15 protein-coding genes are annotated in these 18,113 nt (G+C 61.0%); 13 read left to right on the top strand and 2 right to left on the bottom strand.

Annotated elements, in window-relative coordinates:
- Window positions 1-4: 4 nt before the first annotated feature.
- Window positions 5-322 (top strand): Rieske (2Fe-2S) protein, encoded by a 318-nt coding sequence (locus ACZRN6_RS23345; protein ID WP_322143183.1) that lies wholly within the window; start codon window positions 5-7, stop codon window positions 320-322.
- On the opposite strand, the gene sfsA is transcribed toward ACZRN6_RS23345, so the two are convergent.
- Entirely contained in the window at window positions 319-1,032 is a 714-nt protein-coding gene (sfsA, locus tag ACZRN6_RS23340; RefSeq protein ID WP_322143182.1) for a DNA/RNA nuclease SfsA, read from the bottom strand. The two genes, ACZRN6_RS23345 and sfsA, sit on opposite strands and share 4 nt — an antisense overlap.
- Window positions 1,032-2,204, bottom strand: coding sequence for a pyridoxal phosphate-dependent aminotransferase (locus ACZRN6_RS23335; RefSeq protein WP_322143181.1), 1,173 nt, complete (start codon window positions 2,202-2,204; stop codon window positions 1,032-1,034). Before ACZRN6_RS23335 ends, sfsA begins: the two co-directional genes overlap by 1 nt.
- A 321-nt stretch (window positions 2,205-2,525) precedes the next feature.
- Here ACZRN6_RS23335 and dksA point away from each other — a divergent pair, with 321 nt between their 5' ends.
- The 12 genes from dksA to ACZRN6_RS23275 all read left to right on the top strand — a co-directional run bounded on the left by dksA (window position 2,526) and on the right by ACZRN6_RS23275 (window position 18,085).
- Complete coding sequence (dksA, locus tag ACZRN6_RS23330; RefSeq protein WP_010174401.1) at window positions 2,526-2,960, top strand: RNA polymerase-binding protein DksA; 435 nt, start codon at window positions 2,526-2,528, stop codon at window positions 2,958-2,960.
- Window positions 2,961-3,044: 84 nt separating this feature from the next.
- Window positions 3,045-3,932: a tRNA glutamyl-Q(34) synthetase GluQRS gene (gene gluQRS / locus ACZRN6_RS23325; protein ID WP_322143180.1), complete on the top strand. Its 888-nt coding sequence runs from the start codon at window positions 3,045-3,047 to the stop codon at window positions 3,930-3,932.
- Between the two features lie 62 nt (window positions 3,933-3,994).
- Window positions 3,995-4,171 (top strand): hypothetical protein, encoded by a 177-nt coding sequence (locus tag ACZRN6_RS23320; RefSeq protein ID WP_003176118.1) that lies wholly within the window; start codon window positions 3,995-3,997, stop codon window positions 4,169-4,171.
- Window positions 4,155-7,109, top strand: coding sequence for a sensor histidine kinase (locus tag ACZRN6_RS23315; RefSeq protein ID WP_464008936.1), 2,955 nt, complete (start codon window positions 4,155-4,157; stop codon window positions 7,107-7,109). Before ACZRN6_RS23320 ends, ACZRN6_RS23315 begins: the two co-directional genes overlap by 17 nt.
- A 22-nt stretch (window positions 7,110-7,131) precedes the next feature.
- The gene (locus ACZRN6_RS23310) at window positions 7,132-8,568 is read left to right on the top strand and encodes a sigma-54-dependent transcriptional regulator (protein WP_010174370.1); all 1,437 of its coding nucleotides are present in this window, start codon (window positions 7,132-7,134) and stop codon (window positions 8,566-8,568) included.
- Between the two features lie 711 nt (window positions 8,569-9,279).
- Window positions 9,280-10,686, top strand: a complete 1,407-nt coding sequence (locus ACZRN6_RS23305; RefSeq protein WP_322143179.1) for a polynucleotide adenylyltransferase PcnB — start codon at window positions 9,280-9,282, stop codon at window positions 10,684-10,686.
- A gap of 4 nt (window positions 10,687-10,690) precedes the next feature.
- Window positions 10,691-11,176, top strand: coding sequence for a 2-amino-4-hydroxy-6-hydroxymethyldihydropteridine diphosphokinase (gene folK, locus ACZRN6_RS23300; protein ID WP_322143178.1), 486 nt, complete (start codon window positions 10,691-10,693; stop codon window positions 11,174-11,176).
- A gap of 364 nt (window positions 11,177-11,540) precedes the next feature.
- Window positions 11,541-12,341, top strand: coding sequence for a 3-methyl-2-oxobutanoate hydroxymethyltransferase (gene panB, locus ACZRN6_RS23295; protein WP_464008935.1), 801 nt, complete (start codon window positions 11,541-11,543; stop codon window positions 12,339-12,341).
- Entirely contained in the window at window positions 12,338-13,189 is an 852-nt protein-coding gene (gene panC / locus ACZRN6_RS23290; protein WP_322143176.1) for a pantoate--beta-alanine ligase, read from the top strand. The genes panB and panC overlap by 4 nt, the downstream gene beginning before the upstream one ends.
- 228 nt (window positions 13,190-13,417) lie before the next feature.
- Window positions 13,418-15,082 (top strand): glucose-6-phosphate isomerase, encoded by a 1,665-nt coding sequence (gene pgi / locus ACZRN6_RS23285; protein WP_464008934.1) that lies wholly within the window; start codon window positions 13,418-13,420, stop codon window positions 15,080-15,082.
- Window positions 15,083-15,265: 183 nt separating this feature from the next.
- On the top strand, window positions 15,266-17,203 hold the full coding sequence (acs, locus tag ACZRN6_RS23280; RefSeq protein ID WP_464008933.1) for an acetate--CoA ligase: 1,938 nt from the start codon (window positions 15,266-15,268) through the stop codon (window positions 17,201-17,203).
- A 6-nt stretch (window positions 17,204-17,209) separates the two neighbouring features.
- Window positions 17,210-18,085, top strand: a complete 876-nt coding sequence (locus ACZRN6_RS23275; RefSeq protein ID WP_322143173.1) for an oxygenase MpaB family protein — start codon at window positions 17,210-17,212, stop codon at window positions 18,083-18,085.
- Window positions 18,086-18,113: the final 28 nt, after the last annotated feature.

Raw genomic sequence — 18,113 nt, 5'->3', positions numbered from 1 at the left:
CGATATGAAGTTTCTGTGCACTTCCAGCGAACTCGCACCCAACGCCAGCCGCGGTTTCGATATCGACGGGCGCAAGCTGTTTGCCGTGCGCCGCGAAGGCATTGCCTACTTCTATATCAACCGCTGCCCACATCGCGGGGTGCCACTGGAATGGCAGCCGGACCAATTTCTGGACCCGAGCGCCAGCCTTGTCCAGTGCGCCACCCATGGCGCACTGTTTTTGATCGAGAGCGGTGAGTGCGTCGCCGGGCCCTGCGCCGGCCAGAGCCTGACCGCCCTGCCCGGCCGCGAGGACGAACAGGGCCTGTGGGTGCAAATCTAATCGCCGAGTACTACTTCCAGTCGACGGTCGACGCAGATTTCTTCTGACGTCAGCCGTACACCATAGGCCAACACTTCGACGCCCGCCGCCTTGGCCTCACGCAACGCAGCGGCATAACCGGCATCAATTTCTTCAGCAGGGCGCACCGCATCGATCCCCGAGAGGTTGACGCAGTAAAGCTGCACCGCCCGAACCCCCTCGCGCGCCAAGTGCGCCAGCTCCCGCAAATGCTTGGCCCCGCGCTGGGTCACGGCATCGGGAAACGCCGCGGTCGACGTCCCGTCAAACCCAAGGGTGACGCTTTTGACTTCGACGTACGCAGCGCCCGTCGGGTAATCCAGGCGAAAATCGATCCGGCTGTTTTCCTGGCCGTAGGGTACTTCGCGCCTCAACGCGGTAAAGCCATTGAGCTCGGCGATAACCCCGGCCCGCAGCGCTTCTTCCACCAACTGATTGGCCCGCGCAGTGTTCACGCACGCCAGGCGCCCCTGCGGGGTTTCGCTGATTTCCCAAGTACCAGGCAGCTTGCGCTTAGGGTCATTGGAGCGGCTGAACCAGACCTGGCCACCCTCCACCATGCAATTGAACATCGAGCCGGTGTTGGGGCAGTGAATAGTCAGCAACTCGCCGGTAACGGTTTCGATATCGGCGAGAAAACGCTTGTAGCGGCGAATCAGCCGGCCTTCTTCGAGGGGAGGATTAAAACGCATCAGCCTTGCCAGCTCCGCAAGCCACGGGCAATTCGCTCAACGGCTTCCTGTAGGCGATCAAGGTTTTGCGTGTAGGCAAAACGCACATGGTGACCGGCTTGATAACGGCCGAAATCCAGGCCCGGGGTAAAGGCCACGTGTTCGGTTTCGAGGAAGTGCCGGCAGAAGGCAAAGGCATCGCCACCGAATGCGCTGATATCGGCATACAAGTAGAACGCGCCTTCCGGCTCAACGGCGATACCGAAGCCAAGCCCTCGCAGGGCTGGCAGCAGGAAGTCGCGGCGCCGGCCAAACTCGGCCCGGCGGTCCTCAAGAATGCCTAACGTTTCTGGGGTAAAGCAGGCCAGGGCCGCATGCTGGGCCATGCTCGGCGCGCTGATGTAGAGGTTCTGCGCCAGCTTTTCCAGTTCACCCACGGCAGCCGGCGGTGCCACCAGCCAGCCAAGGCGCCATCCGGTCATTCCGAAATACTTCGAAAAGCTATTTAAAACGAAGGCTTCATCGTCAACTTCCAGCACGCTGGCGGCATCGGTGCCGTAGGTCAGGCCGTGATAAATTTCATCCACCACCAGGTGCCCGTTGCGCGCCTTGATGGCACTCGACAGCCCGGCCAACTCATCGCGGGTGAGGATGGTGCCGGTCGGGTTGGCGGGCGACGCGACCAACGCGCCCACGCTGTCTTGATCCCAGTGGCGCGCCACCAGGTCGGCAGTCAGTTGATAACGCACCTCAGGGCCGACCGGGACCAGCTGGGCCGCGCCTTCAACCAGTCGCAGGAAGTGACGGTTGCACGGGTAACCAGGGTCTGCCAGCAGCCAGTGTTTGCCAGGGTCCACCAGCAAACTGCTCGCCAGCAGCAAGGCACCGGAGCCGCCGGGGGTGATCAGAATTCGCTCAGGGTCGATGCCCAGCCCGTAACGCTGCTGGTAGAACCCGCTGATGGCTTCGCGCAATTCCGGCAGCCCGCGGGCCGCCGTGTAGCGGGTCTTGCCATTGGCCAGTGCCGCCTGCCCGGCCTTGATAATCGGCTCGGCGGTGGTGAAGTCCGGCTCGCCGATTTCCAGGTGAATCACGTCGTGCCCGGCGGCCTGTAATTCATTGGCCCGCGCCAGCAACGCCATGACATGGAAAGGTTCGATAGCGCGGCTGCGCGCACTGTAGGGCTGAGCCATTAGCCTTCCTTAACTCTGAGGACAAACCCCGATTCTACCCAACCCGCCGCGCAAAACCTGCTCTATTGCCCGAAGACGTGTAGCGGGCGTGGCGAGCAACTACCTGCAAAACAGCTAAAATCAACATTCGAGACCGTACAACCCCGCCCTGCTGGGGCCTGCGGCGGTTTGCACGCCTCACAAGACGGTGCCTCGACAACCGGGAGTGGCGCACCCCGAATCTATCTGGTAAGTTCGCCCGCTTGCAGCCGCAGGGCCGGCAGGTGTCGGTGATGTTGCAATCCTGCGCAATGGATTAGAAGAGTGAGAGGCGGTCCATTCATGCCCACCCAAGCAAAGCAACAGAGCATCAGCGGCTTCCAACCCTACGTCGAATCGAAGGGTGAGGAATACATGGGCAAGCCCATGCGCGAACACTTCTCCAAGATCCTGAAGCAGTGGAAACAGGACTTGATGCAAGAGGTTGACCGTACCGTTGACCATATGAAGGACGAAGCGGCCAACTTCCCGGACCCGGCAGACCGTGCCAGCCAGGAAGAAGAGTTCGCGCTTGAACTGCGCGCCCGTGATCGCGAGCGCAAGCTGATCAAGAAGATCGACAAGACCCTGCAACTCATCGAAGACGAAGAGTATGGCTGGTGCGAGTCCTGCGGCGTCGAGATCGGTATTCGCCGCCTGGAGGCGCGTCCTACCGCCGACCTGTGCGTAGACTGCAAGACCTTGGCTGAAATCAAGGAAAAACAGGTCGGCAAGTAATCACTGCCGGGCTGAACAAATGGGGCGTGCGAACGCCCCATTTTTGTTTCTGGCGCTGGGTGGTTTTCCAGTAGTATCCGGCCCATGACTGCCTCCTCCTATATCGGGCGTTTCGCCCCCACGCCCAGCGGACACCTGCACTTCGGTTCCCTGGTCGCTGCCCTCGCCTCCTACCTCGACGCCCGTGCCAATCAAGGCCGCTGGCTGATGCGCATGGAAGACCTCGATCCGCCACGGGAAGAGCCCGGTGCCCAGGCGGCGATCCTCAATGCCCTGGAAAGCTACGGCTTTGAATGGGACGGAGAATTGGTCCGACAAAGCGAGCGGCATGATGCCTACGCCGAAGTGCTCAACCGCCTGTTCAATCACGGCCTGGCCTACGCCTGCACCTGTTCGCGCAAGCAACTGGAGCCCTACAACGGGATTTATCCGGGGCTGTGTCGCAATGCCGGCCACGGCCAGCAAGATGCCGCCATCCGCCTGCGGGTGCCGGAGCTGGAATACCATTTTACCGACCGCGTACAAGGCCAATTCCGACAGCACCTGGGCCGCGACGTAGGCGACTTCATTATCCGCCGCCGTGACGGCCTGTACGCCTACCAACTGGCGGTAGTCCTCGATGATGCCTGGCAAGGTGTGACCGACATCGTGCGTGGCGCCGACCTGCTCGACTCCACGCCACGCCAACTGTACCTGCAAGAATTGCTGGGCCTGCGCCAACCGCGTTACCTGCATGTGCCGCTGATCATCCAGCCGGACGGTAACAAGCTGGGCAAATCCTACCGTTCACCGCCCTTGACCACCGGCCAGGCGACGCCTTTGCTGTTAAGGGCGCTGCGTGCCCTGGGCCAGCCCGCGGGCGACGAGTTGAACCACGCCAGCCCACGGGAACTGCTGGATTGGGGCATTGCACACTGGGATGCCGCACAGATCCCGCGCACCCTCACGCTGGCCGAAGCGCAATTGCGCTGAAGGCGCTTGCAGCTTGCGAACCATCCGTTACCATCGCCGCAGTTTTTCAATCAGAGGCCAACATGTACATCTATCGATTGGTCCTGCTGCTGGTCGTCGGGATCTACCTGTTTTCACCCGCCATCATGGATTGGTGGATCGACGCCACAGGCGCCTGGTACCGGCCCTATCTGCTTTGGCTGATTCTGATCGTCGTGACTTTCATCCTGCAGAGCCAAAAAGATGCCGATGAGCTTTAGCCTGACCGAGATGCTGCTGATCAGCGCCGCCTACCTGGCCGCGCTGTTCGGGGTAGCCTGGATCAGTGAGCGTGGAATGATTCCGCGGGCGATCATTCGCCATCCGTTGACCTACACCTTGTCGCTGGGCGTGTACGCCAGCGCCTGGGCGTTTTATGGCACGGTGGGCCTGGCCTATCAGTACGGTTACGGCTTTCTTTCGAGTTATCTCGGGGTGTCCGGGGCGTTTTTGCTGGCGCCGGTGCTGTTGTACCCAATCCTCAAGATCACCCGAACCTATCAGCTGTCGTCCCTGGCTGACCTGTTTGCGTTCCGTTTTCGCAGCACCTGGGCCGGTGCGCTGACCACGATTTTCATGCTGATCGGTGTGCTGCCGTTGCTGGCGTTGCAGATTCAGGCCGTGGCCGACTCCATCAGCATCCTCACCCGTGAGCCGGTGCAACATCGCGTTGCATTGAGCTTTTGCGCACTGATCACCCTGTTCACGATTTTCTTCGGCTCACGGCATATCGCCACCCGTGAGAAACATGAAGGCCTGGTGTTCGCGATCGCGTTTGAATCGGTGATCAAGCTGATCGCCATTGGCGGTGTCGGCCTGTATGCGCTCTACGGCGTCTTCGACGGCCCGCAACAACTGGAGCTGTGGCTGCTGCAAAACCAGACCGCCCTGGCCGCGCTGCACACGCCCTTGCAGGAAGGCCCGTGGCGCACACTGCTGCTGGTGTTTTTCGCGTCGGCCATCGTGATGCCGCACATGTACCACATGACCTTCACCGAAAACCTCAACCCGCGCTCGCTGGTCAGCGCCAGCTGGGGCTTGCCGCTGTTCCTGCTGCTGATGAGCCTGGCGGTGCCGCTGATTTTGTGGGCCGGGCTGAAGCTGGGCGCCACCACCAATCCGGAATACTTCACGCTGGGTGTCGGCATCGCCGCCAACAGCAAGTCGCTGGCGCTGCTGGCGTATGTCGGCGGTTTATCGGCGTCCAGCGGGCTGATCATCGTCAGCACCCTGGCGCTGTCCGGGATGGCGCTCAATCACCTGGTGCTGCCGCTGTATCAGCCGCCGGCCGAAGGCAATATCTACCGCTGGCTGAAATGGACCCGCCGGGCGCTGATCGTCGCGATCATCATGGCCGGCTATGGCTTCTACCTGTTGCTGGGTGCCGAGCAAGACCTCGCCAACCTGGGCATCGTCGCCTTTGTCGCCACGCTGCAGTTCCTGCCGGGCGTGCTGTCGGTGCTGTACTGGCCGACCGCCAACCGCCGCGGGTTTATCGCCGGGTTGCTGGCCGGGATCCTGGTGTGGACCGTGACCATGCTGTTGCCGCTGGTGGGCAACCTGCAGGGCTTCTACATCCCGTTGCTGAACATGATCTACGTGCTGGACGACACCAGTTGGCACATGGCGGCGATTGCTTCGCTGGCGGCCAACGTGCTGATGTTCACCCTGATTTCGCTGTTCACCAACGCCAGCCCCGAAGAAACCAGTGCCGCCGAAGCCTGCGCGGTAGACAACGTACGCCGCCCGCAGCGCCGCGAACTGCACGCCGCCTCGCCCCAGGAATTCGCCACGCAACTGGCCAAGCCGCTGGGCGCAAAGGCCGCGCAAAAAGAAGTCGAGCAGGCCCTGCGCGATCTCTACCTGCCGTTCGATGAGCGCCGGCCTTATGCCCTGCGCCGCCTGCGTGACCGTATCGAAGCCAACCTTTCCGGCTTGATGGGCCCGAGCGTGTCCCAGGACATGGTCGAGACCTTCCTGCCCTACAAGGCCGGCGGCGAAAACTATGTGACCGAAGACATCCACTTCATCGAGAGCCGGCTGGAGGATTACCACTCGCGCCTCACCGGCCTTGCCGCCGAACTCGATGCCCTGCGCCGCTATCACCGCCAGACGCTGCAGGAGCTGCCGATGGGCGTCTGTTCCCTGGCCAAGGACCAAGAGATCCTGATGTGGAACAAGGCCATGGAAGAGCTCACCGGCATTGCCGCCCAGCGCGTGGTGGGTTCGCGCCTGAACACCATTGGCGACCCGTGGAAGGAACTGCTCCAAGGTTTCATCAACCTGCCCGACGAACACTTGCACAAACAGCACCTGGCCCTTGATGGCCAGACCCGCTGGTTGAACCTGCACAAGGCGGCCATCGACGAACCCCTGGCGCCCGGTAACAGCGGCCTGGTGCTGCTGGTGGAAGACCTGACCGAAACCCAGATGCTCGAAGACAAGCTGGTGCACTCCGAGCGCCTGGCCAGCATCGGCCGCCTGGCCGCCGGCGTGGCCCATGAAATCGGCAATCCGATCACCGGTATCGCCTGCCTCGCGCAAAACCTGCGGGAGGAGCGCGAGGAAGACGGCGAAATCATCGAGATCAGCGGGCAGATTCTCGAGCAGACCAAGCGTGTTTCGCGCATCGTGCAGTCGCTGATGAGCTTTGCCCACGCGGGCGCCCATCAGAATCACGACGAAGCGGTGTGCCTGGCCGAAGTTGCCCAGGATGCTATTGGGCTGCTGGCCTTGAACCGGTGCAATTTCGAAGTACAGTTCTTCAACCTGTGCGATCCGGAACACTGGGTCGACGGTGATTCACAACGCCTGGCCCAAGTGCTGATCAACCTGCTGTCCAACGCCCGTGATGCATCCCCGGCCGGCAGCGCAGTACGGGTCAAGAGCGAGGCTTTCGAGCACACGGTCGACTTGATCGTCGAGGACGAAGGCAGCGGCATTCCACAGAACATCATGGATCGATTGTTCGAACCCTTCTTCACCACCAAGGATCCGGGTGAAGGTACCGGTCTGGGCCTTGCACTGGTCTATTCCATCGTTGAAGAGCATTATGGACAAATCACCATCGACAGCCCGGCTGACACCGAAAGCCAACGCGGCACCCGTATTCGGGTGACATTGCCGCGTCATGTCGAAGCGACGTCCGCTGTGAACTGAGACCGTCGAGAGAGTTGAATCAATGCCGCACATTTTGATCGTCGAAGACGAAACCATTATCCGCTCTGCCTTGCGTCGCCTGCTTGAACGTAATCAGTACCAGGTCAGCGAAGCCGGCTCGGTGCAGGAAGCCCAAGAGCGTTTCAGCATTCCCACGTTCGACCTGATCGTCAGTGACCTACGTTTGCCCGGCGCCCCCGGCACCGAGCTGATCAAGCTCGGCCAAGGCACTCCGGTGCTGATCATGACCAGCTACGCCAGCCTGCGCTCGGCAGTGGACTCGATGAAGATGGGCGCGGTGGACTACATCGCCAAGCCTTTCGACCACGACGAGATGCTCCAGGCCGTGGCGCGCATCCTGCGTGACCGCCAGTCTGCCAGCAGCGCACCGGCTGAACGCCCGGCAGCGGGCAAGGCCGTCAATGGTGCTGAAAAGCCCGGCGTGGATAACAGCAATGGCGAAATCGGCATCATCGGCTCCTGCCCACCGATGCAGGACCTGTACAGCAAGATCCGCAAAGTGGCGCCAACCGACTCCAATGTATTGATCCAGGGCGAGTCCGGTACCGGTAAAGAACTGGTGGCCCGCGCCCTGCACAACCTGTCCAAGCGAGCCAAGGCACCGATGATCTCGGTGAACTGCGCAGCCATTCCCGAATCGCTGATCGAATCCGAATTGTTCGGCCATGAAAAGGGGGCCTTTACTGGCGCCAGCGCTGGCCGTGCAGGTTTGGTTGAAGCAGCCGACGGTGGCACGTTGTTCCTCGACGAGATTGGCGAACTGCCACTGGAAGCCCAGGCGCGGTTGCTGCGGGTCCTCCAGGAAGGCGAAATCCGCCGGGTCGGCTCGGTACAGTCGCAAAAGGTCGACGTACGCCTGATCGCGGCCACCCACCGTGACCTGAAAAGCCTGGCCAAGATCGGCCAGTTCCGTGAAGACCTTTATTACCGCCTGCACGTAATCGCACTCAAACTGCCGGCCCTGCGTGAGCGCGGCGCTGACGTGAACGAGATCGCTACGGCGTTCCTGGCGCGCCAGAGTGCGCGGATCAACCGTACCGACCTGAAGTTTGCCGCCGATGCCGAACAGGCCATCCGGCACTACTCCTGGCCGGGTAACGTGCGGGAACTGGAGAACGCGGTAGAACGTGCGGTGATTCTGTCGGAGAGCCCGGAAATTTCCGCCGAGCTGCTGGGCATCGATATCGAACTCAGCGACCTGGACGATGATGACTTCATCGGCCTGCCGCCGCAGCAGGGTGGCAGTAACAACAGCCACGAGCCGACGGAAGATTTGTCACTGGAAGATTACTTCCAGCATTTCGTCCTCGAGCACCAGGACCACATGACCGAGACCGAACTGGCGCGCAAACTGGGCGTGAGCCGTAAATGCCTGTGGGAACGGCGCCAGCGCCTGGGTATCCCGCGGCGCAAGACCGGGGTTGCCAGCGAAAGCTGAGTGGGTCGCCCCCACAGGTAACACCCTCAGATGTGAAAAAACTGTTACCGCTGATTTTTCACGTAACAAAAGCCGGGGCTTACGGTAACGAAGCCCCGGCTTTTTTTGGCCCTCGAAAAACCCAAAATCACCTCAAACCCCTTATTTTGCTGGGCCTCGCAAAAGTTGGCACGCACCCTGCTATATGCTTAGTACAAAAACAATAACAAGCAAATGTACAAGACAATAAAAATAAGACGTATCGACTCACGCATAACAAAAACAACACGGCGGAGGCGCAGCTAACTGATTCTTTTGGAGAGGCGTTGCATTTGGGGCTTGCCCCGCAACCAGGCCGAGAACAACAAAAACTGCCCTAAGGCAGAGCCTGAACTGGTTGGATCGTAGATCAGCAACACAGCGACCAAAGCAATCCGTTTGCTCTTGGCTCCCGATTGGGAGTGTCATGAAGGTGAAGCTTCATGGCGAGGGCGATCAACAAAAACAAGAAGCCCGAAACCAATAATAAAAATAGAGCACGCAACTACTTCTGGGGGAGCTTCGGCTCCCCTTGTAGTTTCCGCGATTTGGCGCTTGCCACCCTTCTTTTAAGCTTCTGGCTCAAGCCTTGCAGCTAGTTCCTACACCATCCCCTGACTAAATGCTAGAATCCCCGCCCATCATGCGGTCATTCTTCGTTATGGCCGAACATTCCTTCAAACAGTGCATCCCATGCTGAAGAAGTTGTTCCAGTCATTCCGTTCTCCCTTGCGTCGTACGCAGCACATTCGCAGCACGCCTGAAGTGCTTAACAGCAACCAGCATTCGCTGCAGCGCGCTCAATTCAGCCGTTATGCGGTGAACATCGTCGAACGCCTGCAGAACGCCGGCTACCAGGCTTACCTGGTTGGCGGTTGCGTGCGCGACATGTTGCTCAATATCACCCCCAAGGATTTCGACGTCGCCACCAGCGCCACGCCGGAACAGGTACGTGCCGAATTCCGCAATGCGCGGATCATTGGCCGGCGTTTCAAGTTGGTGCATATCCACTTTGGTCGCGAGATCATCGAGGTCGCGACCTTCCGCGCCAACCACCCGCAAAACGATGAAGAAGAAGACACTAACCAGTCTTCCCGCAATGAAAGCGGACGCATCCTGCGGGACAACGTCTACGGCACCCTGGAAGAAGATGCGCAACGCCGCGACTTCACCATCAATGCCCTGTACTACGACCCGGTCAGCGAGCGCATCCTCGACTACGCCAATGGCGTACACGACATTCGCAACAACTTGCTGCGCCTGATCGGCGACCCGACGCAACGCTACCAGGAAGACCCGGTGCGCATGCTGCGGGCCGTGCGGTTTGCCGCCAAGCTGAACTTTGGCATCGAGAAACACACGGCCGCGCCGATCCGCGACCTTGCACCGATGCTGCGGGAAATCCCCTCGGCCCGGCTGTTCGAAGAGGTGCTCAAGCTGTTCCTCTCCGGCTATGCCGCCGACACCTTCGAAATGCTGGTCGACCTGCAGTTGTTCGACCCACTGTTCCCGGCCAGCGCCGAGGCACTGGAGTACAACCCGACCTACACCCATACGCTGATCAGCGAAGCCTTGATCAACACCGACCTGCGCATCAAGCAGAACAAACCGGTCACCCCGGCGTTCCTGTTTGCTGCCCTGTTGTGGCCAGCGCTTCCAAAACGCGTCATGCGCCTGCAGGACCGCGGCATGCCGGCGATCCCGGCCATGCAGGAAGCGGCTCACGAGCTGATCGCCGAGCAATGCCAGCGCATCGCCATCCCGAAACGCTTCACCATGCCGATCCGCGAGATCTGGGACATGCAGGAGCGCCTGCCACGCCGCAGCGGCAAACGTGCCGACCTGCTGCTGGACAACCCGCGCTTCCGTGCCGGCTACGACTTCCTGCTGTTGCGCGAAAGCGCCGGCGAGCAGACCGACGGCCTGGGCGAATGGTGGACCGACTACCAGGACGCCAACGACAGCCAGCGCCGCGAGATGATCAAAGAACTCAGCAGCAAAGGTGAAGCCACCGGCGATGGCCCGAAAAAGCGTCGCCGCAGCAGTGGCAGCAAGCGCAAACGCAGCGCTGGCGATACCTCGAGCGCGTCTGGCGAGTAAGCACGTGGAACGTATCTACATCGGCATGGGCAGCAACCTGGCGGCCCCCGAACGACAATTGCGCCAGGCAGCCGATGCTTTGGCGCAATTGCCGAGCACTACGCTGGCGGGCGTCTCGGCCTTCTACCAAAGTGACTCCCTGCTCCCGGGCCAACCGCGCTACACCAACGCGGTCGCAGCCCTGGACAGCGCACTTGCGCCTCTGGAGTTGCTCGATGCACTCCAGGCCATCGAGAACGACCAAGGCCGTGAGCGCCTGGAGCGCTGGGGCCCGCGCACACTCGACCTGGACATTCTGGTATTTGGTGACCGACTGATAGATGAGCCGCGTTTGAAGGTGCCGCACTATCAAATGCACCTGCGGCCGTTTGTGCTTTATCCGCTGGCAGAACTGGCGCCCGCCAACCTGCAACTGGCCGATGGCCGCCCGCTAAGTGACCTGCTGGCTGGCTGCCCGTTTGTCGGCCTGGAACGCCTGCCGGAGGCCTGACACGATCATGTGGGAGCTGGCTTGCCTGCGATGCAGACAACCCGGTGCATCAGGTATGTCGCGGTGATGCAATCGCAGGCAAGCCAGCTCCCACAGTGATCTGCGGCGCCTTTGAATACACCGGTGGACCTGCTGAATCGCATCAGTAACAGCGGTAACACCACCGCCGTAACAATGCGGTAACACATCCAATTGACTTCCAGAGTCCTCCTCACGACTATAGGCGTACCGCTGCCGCCTACCCGGCGCTGAAGGGCGCAATCCAGGCCTTATAAGCACTGATCCTTAAGAAAGTGCGCCTGTATACACGAAGACTCACGCGCGTTACTCGCTGTTTCCAAGCGCCTGAACGAGGACCCTTTTCATGCCAAACGTTACCCTGAGCACCTTGCAGAGCCTCAAACTCAAAGGTGAAAAAATCACCATGCTGACCAGCTACGACGCCACTTTTGCCCAGGCCAGTTGCCAGGCTGGCGTTGAAGTGCTGCTGGTAGGGGACTCCCTGGGCATGGTCCTGCAAGGGAATGACAGCACTCTGCCGGTCACCACCGATGACATCGCTTACCACACCGCCTGCGTCAAACGCGGTAACGAGGGCGCGTTCATCATTGCCGACCTGCCCTTCATGGCCGACGCCACCATCGAACAGACCCTGACCAACAGCGCTCAACTGATGCGCGCCGGTGCACACATGGTCAAGGTTGAAGGCGCCGCCTGGCTCGCCGAGTCGATCCGCCTGCTGGCTGAACGTGGCGTGCCGGTTTGCGCACACATGGGCCTCACGCCGCAGTCAGTGAATATCCTCGGCGGCTATAAGGTACAAGGCCGCGGCGAAGCCCAGGCGCGCCAGATGCGCGCTGATGCCATTGCCCTTGAGCAGGCCGGCGCCTGCATGATTTTGCTGGAATGCGTGCCGAGCGAATTGGCAGCCGAAATCACCCAGGCAGTCAAAGTCCCGGTGATCGGTATCGGCGCCGGCTCTGCCACTGACGGCCAGGTATTGGTACTGCACGACATGCTGGGCCTGTCCCTCTCCGGCCGCGTGCCCAAGTTCGTGAAGAACTTCATGGCCGGCCAGGACAACATTCAATCAGCCCTCGCCGCCTACGTCAGCGAAGTCAAAGCCGTTACCTTTCCAGGCGCCGAACACGGATTCTCTGCATGAACACCGTCAAGACCGTGCGCGAACTGCGCGCCGCCGTCGCCCATGCCCGCAATGCGGGCAAACGCGTAGGCTTTGTACCCACCATGGGCAACCTGCACAGCGGCCATGCCACGCTGGTCACCAAGGCCGCGCAACAAGCGGACTTCGTGGTGGCGAGCATCTTCGTCAACCCGCTGCAATTCGGCGCCGGCGAAGACCTGGACAAGTACCCGCGCACGCTCGCGGCTGATCAGGAGAAACTGCTGCAGGCCGGATGCAACCTGCTGTTCGCCCCGACCGTCGACGAGATGTACCCGGACGGCATGGCCGGCCAGACGCGCGTCAGCGTGCCGCAACTGTCCGAAGGCCTGTGCGGCGCCAGCCGTCCCGGGCATTTTGAAGGTGTGGCCACGGTGGTCAGCAAGCTGTTCAACATGGTCCAGCCGGACCTTGCGATCTTTGGCCAGAAGGACTACCAGCAACTGGCAGTGATTCGCGCCATGGTCCATGACCTGAATATGCCGATCCAGATTATCGGCGAGCCCACCGTGCGCGCCGACGATGGCCTGGCGCTGTCGTCGCGCAACGGTTACCTCACCGAGGAACAGCGTGCCATTGCCCCGGTGCTTTACCGCAGCCTCAGCGAGATTGCCGCGGCGATTGAAGGTGGCGACCGCGATTTCGCCAAACTGCGTGCCGCACAGGTTCAGCAGATTGAAGCGGCAGGCTTTCGCATGGATTACCTGGAAGTCCGCCACGGCCTGCACCTGCGCCCGGCAACCGCTGAAGACCGGGACGTAGTGATTCTGGTCGCCGCTTACCTGGGCGCTACCCGGCTGATCGACAACCTGCATTTGCAGCTGAACTGACCCTGCCACATACCCCCGCCTGTTGCACTGCCTGATCGGCCGGTATAAAAAAGTACCGGCCACAGCGCAGACAAAGCCAAGACAGATCGACACGCTAGGTTTAATGTATTCGCCCTACGCTATTGGTTGGCGTCGACCGGAGCCTGTCATCTTCACAAAGACAGCACATTCCCGGCTTTCAAGTGTCCTAAAAGCAGTCCCAGCAATAAAAAAAGGAAACCCGCAGCGATGGCGTACTACCGCACTCCTCATGACGTTACCGCTCTGCCCGCCTGGCAAGCGCTCAATCAACATCGCCAAGCCATGCAGGATTTCAGCATGCGCGAAGCCTTTAATGCCGATCCCCAGCGCTTTAACCAGTTCACCTTGAGCAGCTGCGGACTTTTCCTCGATTACTCGAAAAATCTGATCACCAGCGAAACCCGCGACCTGCTGGTAGGCCTGGCCAAGGAAGTCGATCTTCAGGGCGCGATCAAGTCGCTGTTCAACGGCGAGCCGGTCAACTCTTCCGAAGGCCGCCCGGCGCTGCACACCGCGCTGCGCCGCCCGGTGGGTGACAAGCTGTCGGTCAATGGCGTGAACATCATGCCGGACGTGCACAAGGTGCTGAACCAGATCACTGACCTGGTCGGCCGCATCCACGACGGCCTGTGGCGTGGCTACACCGAGAAGCCGATCACCGACGTGGTGAACATTGGTATCGGTGGCTCGTTCCTCGGCCCGGAGCTGGTGTCTGAAGCTCTGTTGTCCTACGCCCACAAAGGCGTGCGCTGCCATTACCTGGCGAACATCGACGGCAGCGAGTTCCACGAGCTGACCATGAAGCTGCGCGCCGAGACCACGCTGTTCATCGTCTCGTCGAAATCCTTCAACACCCTCGAAACCCTGAAAAACGCCCAGGCCGCCCGCGCCTGGTACCTGGCCCAGGGTGGCTCGGAAGCCGAGCTGTATCGCCACTTTATCGCCGTATCGAGCAACAACGCGGCAGCCGTGGCCTTCGGTATCCGTGAAGAAAACATCTTCCCAATGTGGGACTGGGTTGGCGGTCGTTACTCGTTGTGGTCGGCCATCGGCCTGCCGATCGCCCTGGCCATCGGCATGTCCAACTTCAAGGAACTGCTGTCTGGTGCCTACACCATGGACCAGCACTTCCAGACCGCGCCGTTCGAGGCGAACATGCCGGTGCTGCTGGGCCTGCTGGGCGTGTGGTACGGCAACTTCTGGGGCGCGCAGAGCCACGCTATCCTGCCGTACGACCACTACCTGCGTAACATCACCAAGCACTTGCAACAACTGGACATGGAATCCAACGGCAAGAGCGTGCGCCAGGACGGTACGCCGGTTTCCACCGACACCGGCCCGGTTATCTGGGGCGGCGTAGGCTGCAACGGTCAACACGCTTACCACCAGTTGCTGCACCAGGGCACCCAACTGATCCCGGCCGACTTTATCGTGCCGATCGTCAGCTTCAACCCGGTGTCCGATCACCATCAGTGGCTGTACGCCAACTGCCTGTCCCAAAGCCAGGCGCTGATGCTCGGCAAGACCCGCAGCGAAGCCGAAGCCGAGCTGCGCGACAAAGGCATGGACGAAGCCGACGTGCAGAAGCTGGCACCGCACAAGGTGATCCCGGGCAATCGCCCAAGCAACACCATTGTGGTTGAGCGCATCAGCCCTCGCCGCCTTGGCGCGCTGGTGGCCATGTATGAGCACAAAGTGTTCGTGCAGAGCGTCATCTGGGGCATCAACGCCTTCGACCAATGGGGCGTAGAGTTGGGCAAGGAGCTGGGCAAAGGCGTCTACAACCGCCTGACCGGTACCGAAGAGCAGCCTGCGGACGATGCGTCCACCCAAGGGCTGATCAACTACTTCCGCGGTCGTCACCGCGGTTGATGGTAACAGCACTACAATGAGGGTCTGAACCTGCGGGAGCGGACCCTTGTAGGAGCTGGCTTGCCAGCCATGCAGACACCTCGGTGAAATTCAATACCGAGGTGATGCAATCGCTGGCAAGCCAGCTCCTGCGAGGGTCGCAAAGCTCCCCTCTTGTCGCGAAAACAAGAATAAGGATCCCTCATGTTCGATATCAGCACCTTCCCCACCGCCGATGCCGTCCGCCGGGCTGCGCAACTCAGTCAAGAGGACTACCAGCGCCTCTACCGCCAATCCGTTGAACAACCCGACACCTTCTGGGCCGAGCAGGCCAAGCGCTTCCTCGACTGGAGCACGCCTTGGCAAACCGTGCACAAATCCGACATCAAGACCGGCGCCGCCCAATGGTTTGCCGGTGGCCAACTGAACGTCAGCTACAACTGCATCGACCGTCACCTGGCCCAACGTGCTGACCAGCCTGCCTTCATCTGGGAAGGCGATGACCCCGCAAAATCTTCCAACATCACCTACCGCCAACTCCACCAAAATGTCAGCCGCCTGGCCAACGTGCTGAAAAGCCGTGGCGTGAAGAAAGGCGACCGGGTGTGCATCTACATGCCGATGATTCCCGAGGCGGCCTACGCGATGCTGGCCTGCACGCGGATCGGCGCGGTGCATTCGGTAGTATTTGGTGGTTTTTCGCCAGACGCCCTGCGCGACCGCATTCTAGACGCCGACTGCCGCACGGTTATCACCGCCGATGAGGGCGTGCGTGGGGGCAAGCCGGTGGCGCTGAAACAGAACGTCGACAAGGCGTTGGCCAGTTGCCCGGACGTCAGCACGGTGCTGGTGGTGCAACGCACCGGTGCGCAAGTCAATTGGACTGAAGGGCGCGACCTCAAGTATCAACAGGCCCTGGACGCGGCGAGCGACGACTGCCCGCCCGAGCCGATGGACGCGGAAGACCCGCTGTTTATCCTCTACACCTCCGGCAGCACCGGCAAACCCAAAGGCGTGCTGCACACCACCGGCGGCTACCTGCTGCAAGCGGCGATGACCTTCAAGTACGTGCTCGACTACCGCGACGGCGAAGTGTTCTGGTGCACCGCCGATGTCGGCTGGGTGACCGGCCACAGCTACATCGTCTACGGCCCGCTGGCCAATGGCGCGACCTCGCTGATGTTCGAGGGTGTGCCGAGTTACCCCGACAGCTCACGTTTCTGGCAGGTGATCGACAAACATAAGGTCAACATCTTCTACACCGCGCCCACCGCCTTGCGCGCGCTGATGCGTGAAGGCCATGGCCCGCTGGAAAACACTTCCCGCGCCAGCCTGCGCCTGCTGGGCAGTGTCGGTGAGCCGATCAACCCGGAAGCCTGGGATTGGTACTTCAACGCGGTCGGCGAACAACGCTGCCCGATTGTCGACACCTGGTGGCAGACCGAAACCGGCGGCATCATGCTCAGTCCGCTGGTCAGCGCCCAACGGATCAAACCCGGCTGCGCGACCCAGCCAATGTTTGGCGTAGTGCCGGTGCTGCTCGACGAGCAAGGCAAGGAAATCAGTGGCGCCGGCAGCGGCGTGCTGGCGATCAAATCCAGCTGGCCGGGGCAAATCCGCAGCGTGCACGGCGACCCGCAGCGGATGATCGACACCTATTTCAAACCCTATCCCGGCTACTACTTCACCGGCGACGGCGCGCGGCGGGACGAGGACGGGGACTACTGGATCACCGGGCGCATCGACGATGTGATCAACGTGTCGGGACACCGCATCGGCACCGCCGAGGTGGAAAGCGCGCTGGTGCTGCATGATCAGGTCGCCGAAGCCGCCGTGGTGGGTTACCCCCACGACGTCAAAGGCCAGGGTATTTATGCCTTTGTCACGCCAATGAACGGCGTCGAGCCCAACGATACGTTGAAAAAGCATCTGCTGGACCTGGTGAGCAAGGAAATCGGCAGTTTCGCCAAGCCCGAGCTGATTCAATGGGCGCCGGCCTTGCCGAAAACCCGCTCAGGCAAGATCATGCGGCGGATTTTGCGCAAGATTGCCTGCAACGAACTGGACAGCCTGGGAGATACTTCCACCCTCGCCGACCCGAGCGTGGTGGACGGTTTGATCGACAAGCGCCTCAACCGATAGGAACCCATGGAATTCATTCGCAGCCGCATCGAAAACCAGTTGATGAGCCTCACCGGCTTATCGCTCGGCCAACTCGACCTGGAAAACCCCAAGGGCGACCCAGGTCTGTTTGGGCCGAACTCGGTGAGCTGGAAGGTCCATGGCGACTTCAGCAGCATGTTGATCGGCGGCATCAGCGCGCTGATGTTGCAGGCGTTGCACCCGCTGGCGTTGGCTGGCGTTTGGGACCACTCGAACTTTCGCCAGGACATGCTCGGTCGCTTGCGACGCACCTCGCAGTTTATTTCCGGGACTACCTTTGGTTCGCGGCGTGACGCCGAATGGCTGATCGAGAAAGTGCGCACCATTCACCTGCAAGTAGTCGGGCATGCGCCCGATGGGCGCCCGTATGCCGCCAGCGACCCCGAGCTGCTGACCTGGGTGCATGTGGCGGAGGTCAGCAATTTTCTCGCCGCCCACCTGCGTTATCGCAACCCGGATTTATCGCCCAGGGATCAGGATCGCTATTACAGCGAAATCGCCTTGGTGGCCGAGCAACTGGGCGCGCGCCATGTGCCGCGTTCGCGCCAGGAAATTTCCGATTACCTTGAGCGTATTCGTCCGCAACTGCTGTGTGATGAACGCAGCCACGAAGTCCTGCGCCTGCTACTCAATGCGCCATCTCCCAGCGCCCTGGCCAAGCCATTTGGCTCATTGATGATGCAGGCGGGTATCGACCTGCTGCCGGACTGGGCCAGCGACATGCTCGAGCAGAAGCAACGCCCCCTCCAACGCCAGATGATCCGCGCCGGGGTCAAGCGCAGTGCACCCTTGTTACGCTGGGCCATGCGCAACGGTTCGGTGCAGCGGGCCCACAGGCGAATGGGCCTGCTGGAGCCATAACTGTTAAACTCCCGCGCCCCAATGACTC

It is taken from the genome of Pseudomonas sp. A125, from assembly GCF_055409485.1.
The sequence above is the reverse complement of the archived record's forward strand: the minus strand, read 5'-3'. Positions and strand labels throughout refer to the sequence as shown.

Excerpts from the sequence above, each read along its gene's own strand:
- ACZRN6_RS23345 (WP_322143183.1), top strand. The coding sequence starts at position 5 with ATGAAGTTTCTGTGCACTTCCAGCGAACTCGCACCCAACGCCAGCCGC.
- sfsA (WP_322143182.1), bottom strand. The coding sequence starts at position 1,032 with ATGCGTTTTAATCCTCCCCTCGAAGAAGGCCGGCTGATTCGCCGCTAC.
- ACZRN6_RS23335 (WP_322143181.1), bottom strand. The coding sequence starts at position 2,204 with ATGGCTCAGCCCTACAGTGCGCGCAGCCGCGCTATCGAACCTTTCCAT.
- dksA (WP_010174401.1), top strand. The coding sequence starts at position 2,526 with ATGCCCACCCAAGCAAAGCAACAGAGCATCAGCGGCTTCCAACCCTAC.
- gluQRS (WP_322143180.1), top strand. The coding sequence starts at position 3,045 with ATGACTGCCTCCTCCTATATCGGGCGTTTCGCCCCCACGCCCAGCGGA.
- ACZRN6_RS23320 (WP_003176118.1), top strand. The coding sequence starts at position 3,995 with ATGTACATCTATCGATTGGTCCTGCTGCTGGTCGTCGGGATCTACCTG.
- ACZRN6_RS23315 (WP_464008936.1), top strand. The coding sequence starts at position 4,155 with ATGCCGATGAGCTTTAGCCTGACCGAGATGCTGCTGATCAGCGCCGCC.
- ACZRN6_RS23310 (WP_010174370.1), top strand. The coding sequence starts at position 7,132 with ATGCCGCACATTTTGATCGTCGAAGACGAAACCATTATCCGCTCTGCC.
- ACZRN6_RS23305 (WP_322143179.1), top strand. The coding sequence starts at position 9,280 with ATGCTGAAGAAGTTGTTCCAGTCATTCCGTTCTCCCTTGCGTCGTACG.
- panB (WP_464008935.1), top strand. The coding sequence starts at position 11,541 with ATGCCAAACGTTACCCTGAGCACCTTGCAGAGCCTCAAACTCAAAGGT.
- panC (WP_322143176.1), top strand. The coding sequence starts at position 12,338 with ATGAACACCGTCAAGACCGTGCGCGAACTGCGCGCCGCCGTCGCCCAT.
- pgi (WP_464008934.1), top strand. The coding sequence starts at position 13,418 with ATGGCGTACTACCGCACTCCTCATGACGTTACCGCTCTGCCCGCCTGG.
- acs (WP_464008933.1), top strand. The coding sequence starts at position 15,266 with ATGTTCGATATCAGCACCTTCCCCACCGCCGATGCCGTCCGCCGGGCT.
- ACZRN6_RS23275 (WP_322143173.1), top strand. The coding sequence starts at position 17,210 with ATGGAATTCATTCGCAGCCGCATCGAAAACCAGTTGATGAGCCTCACC.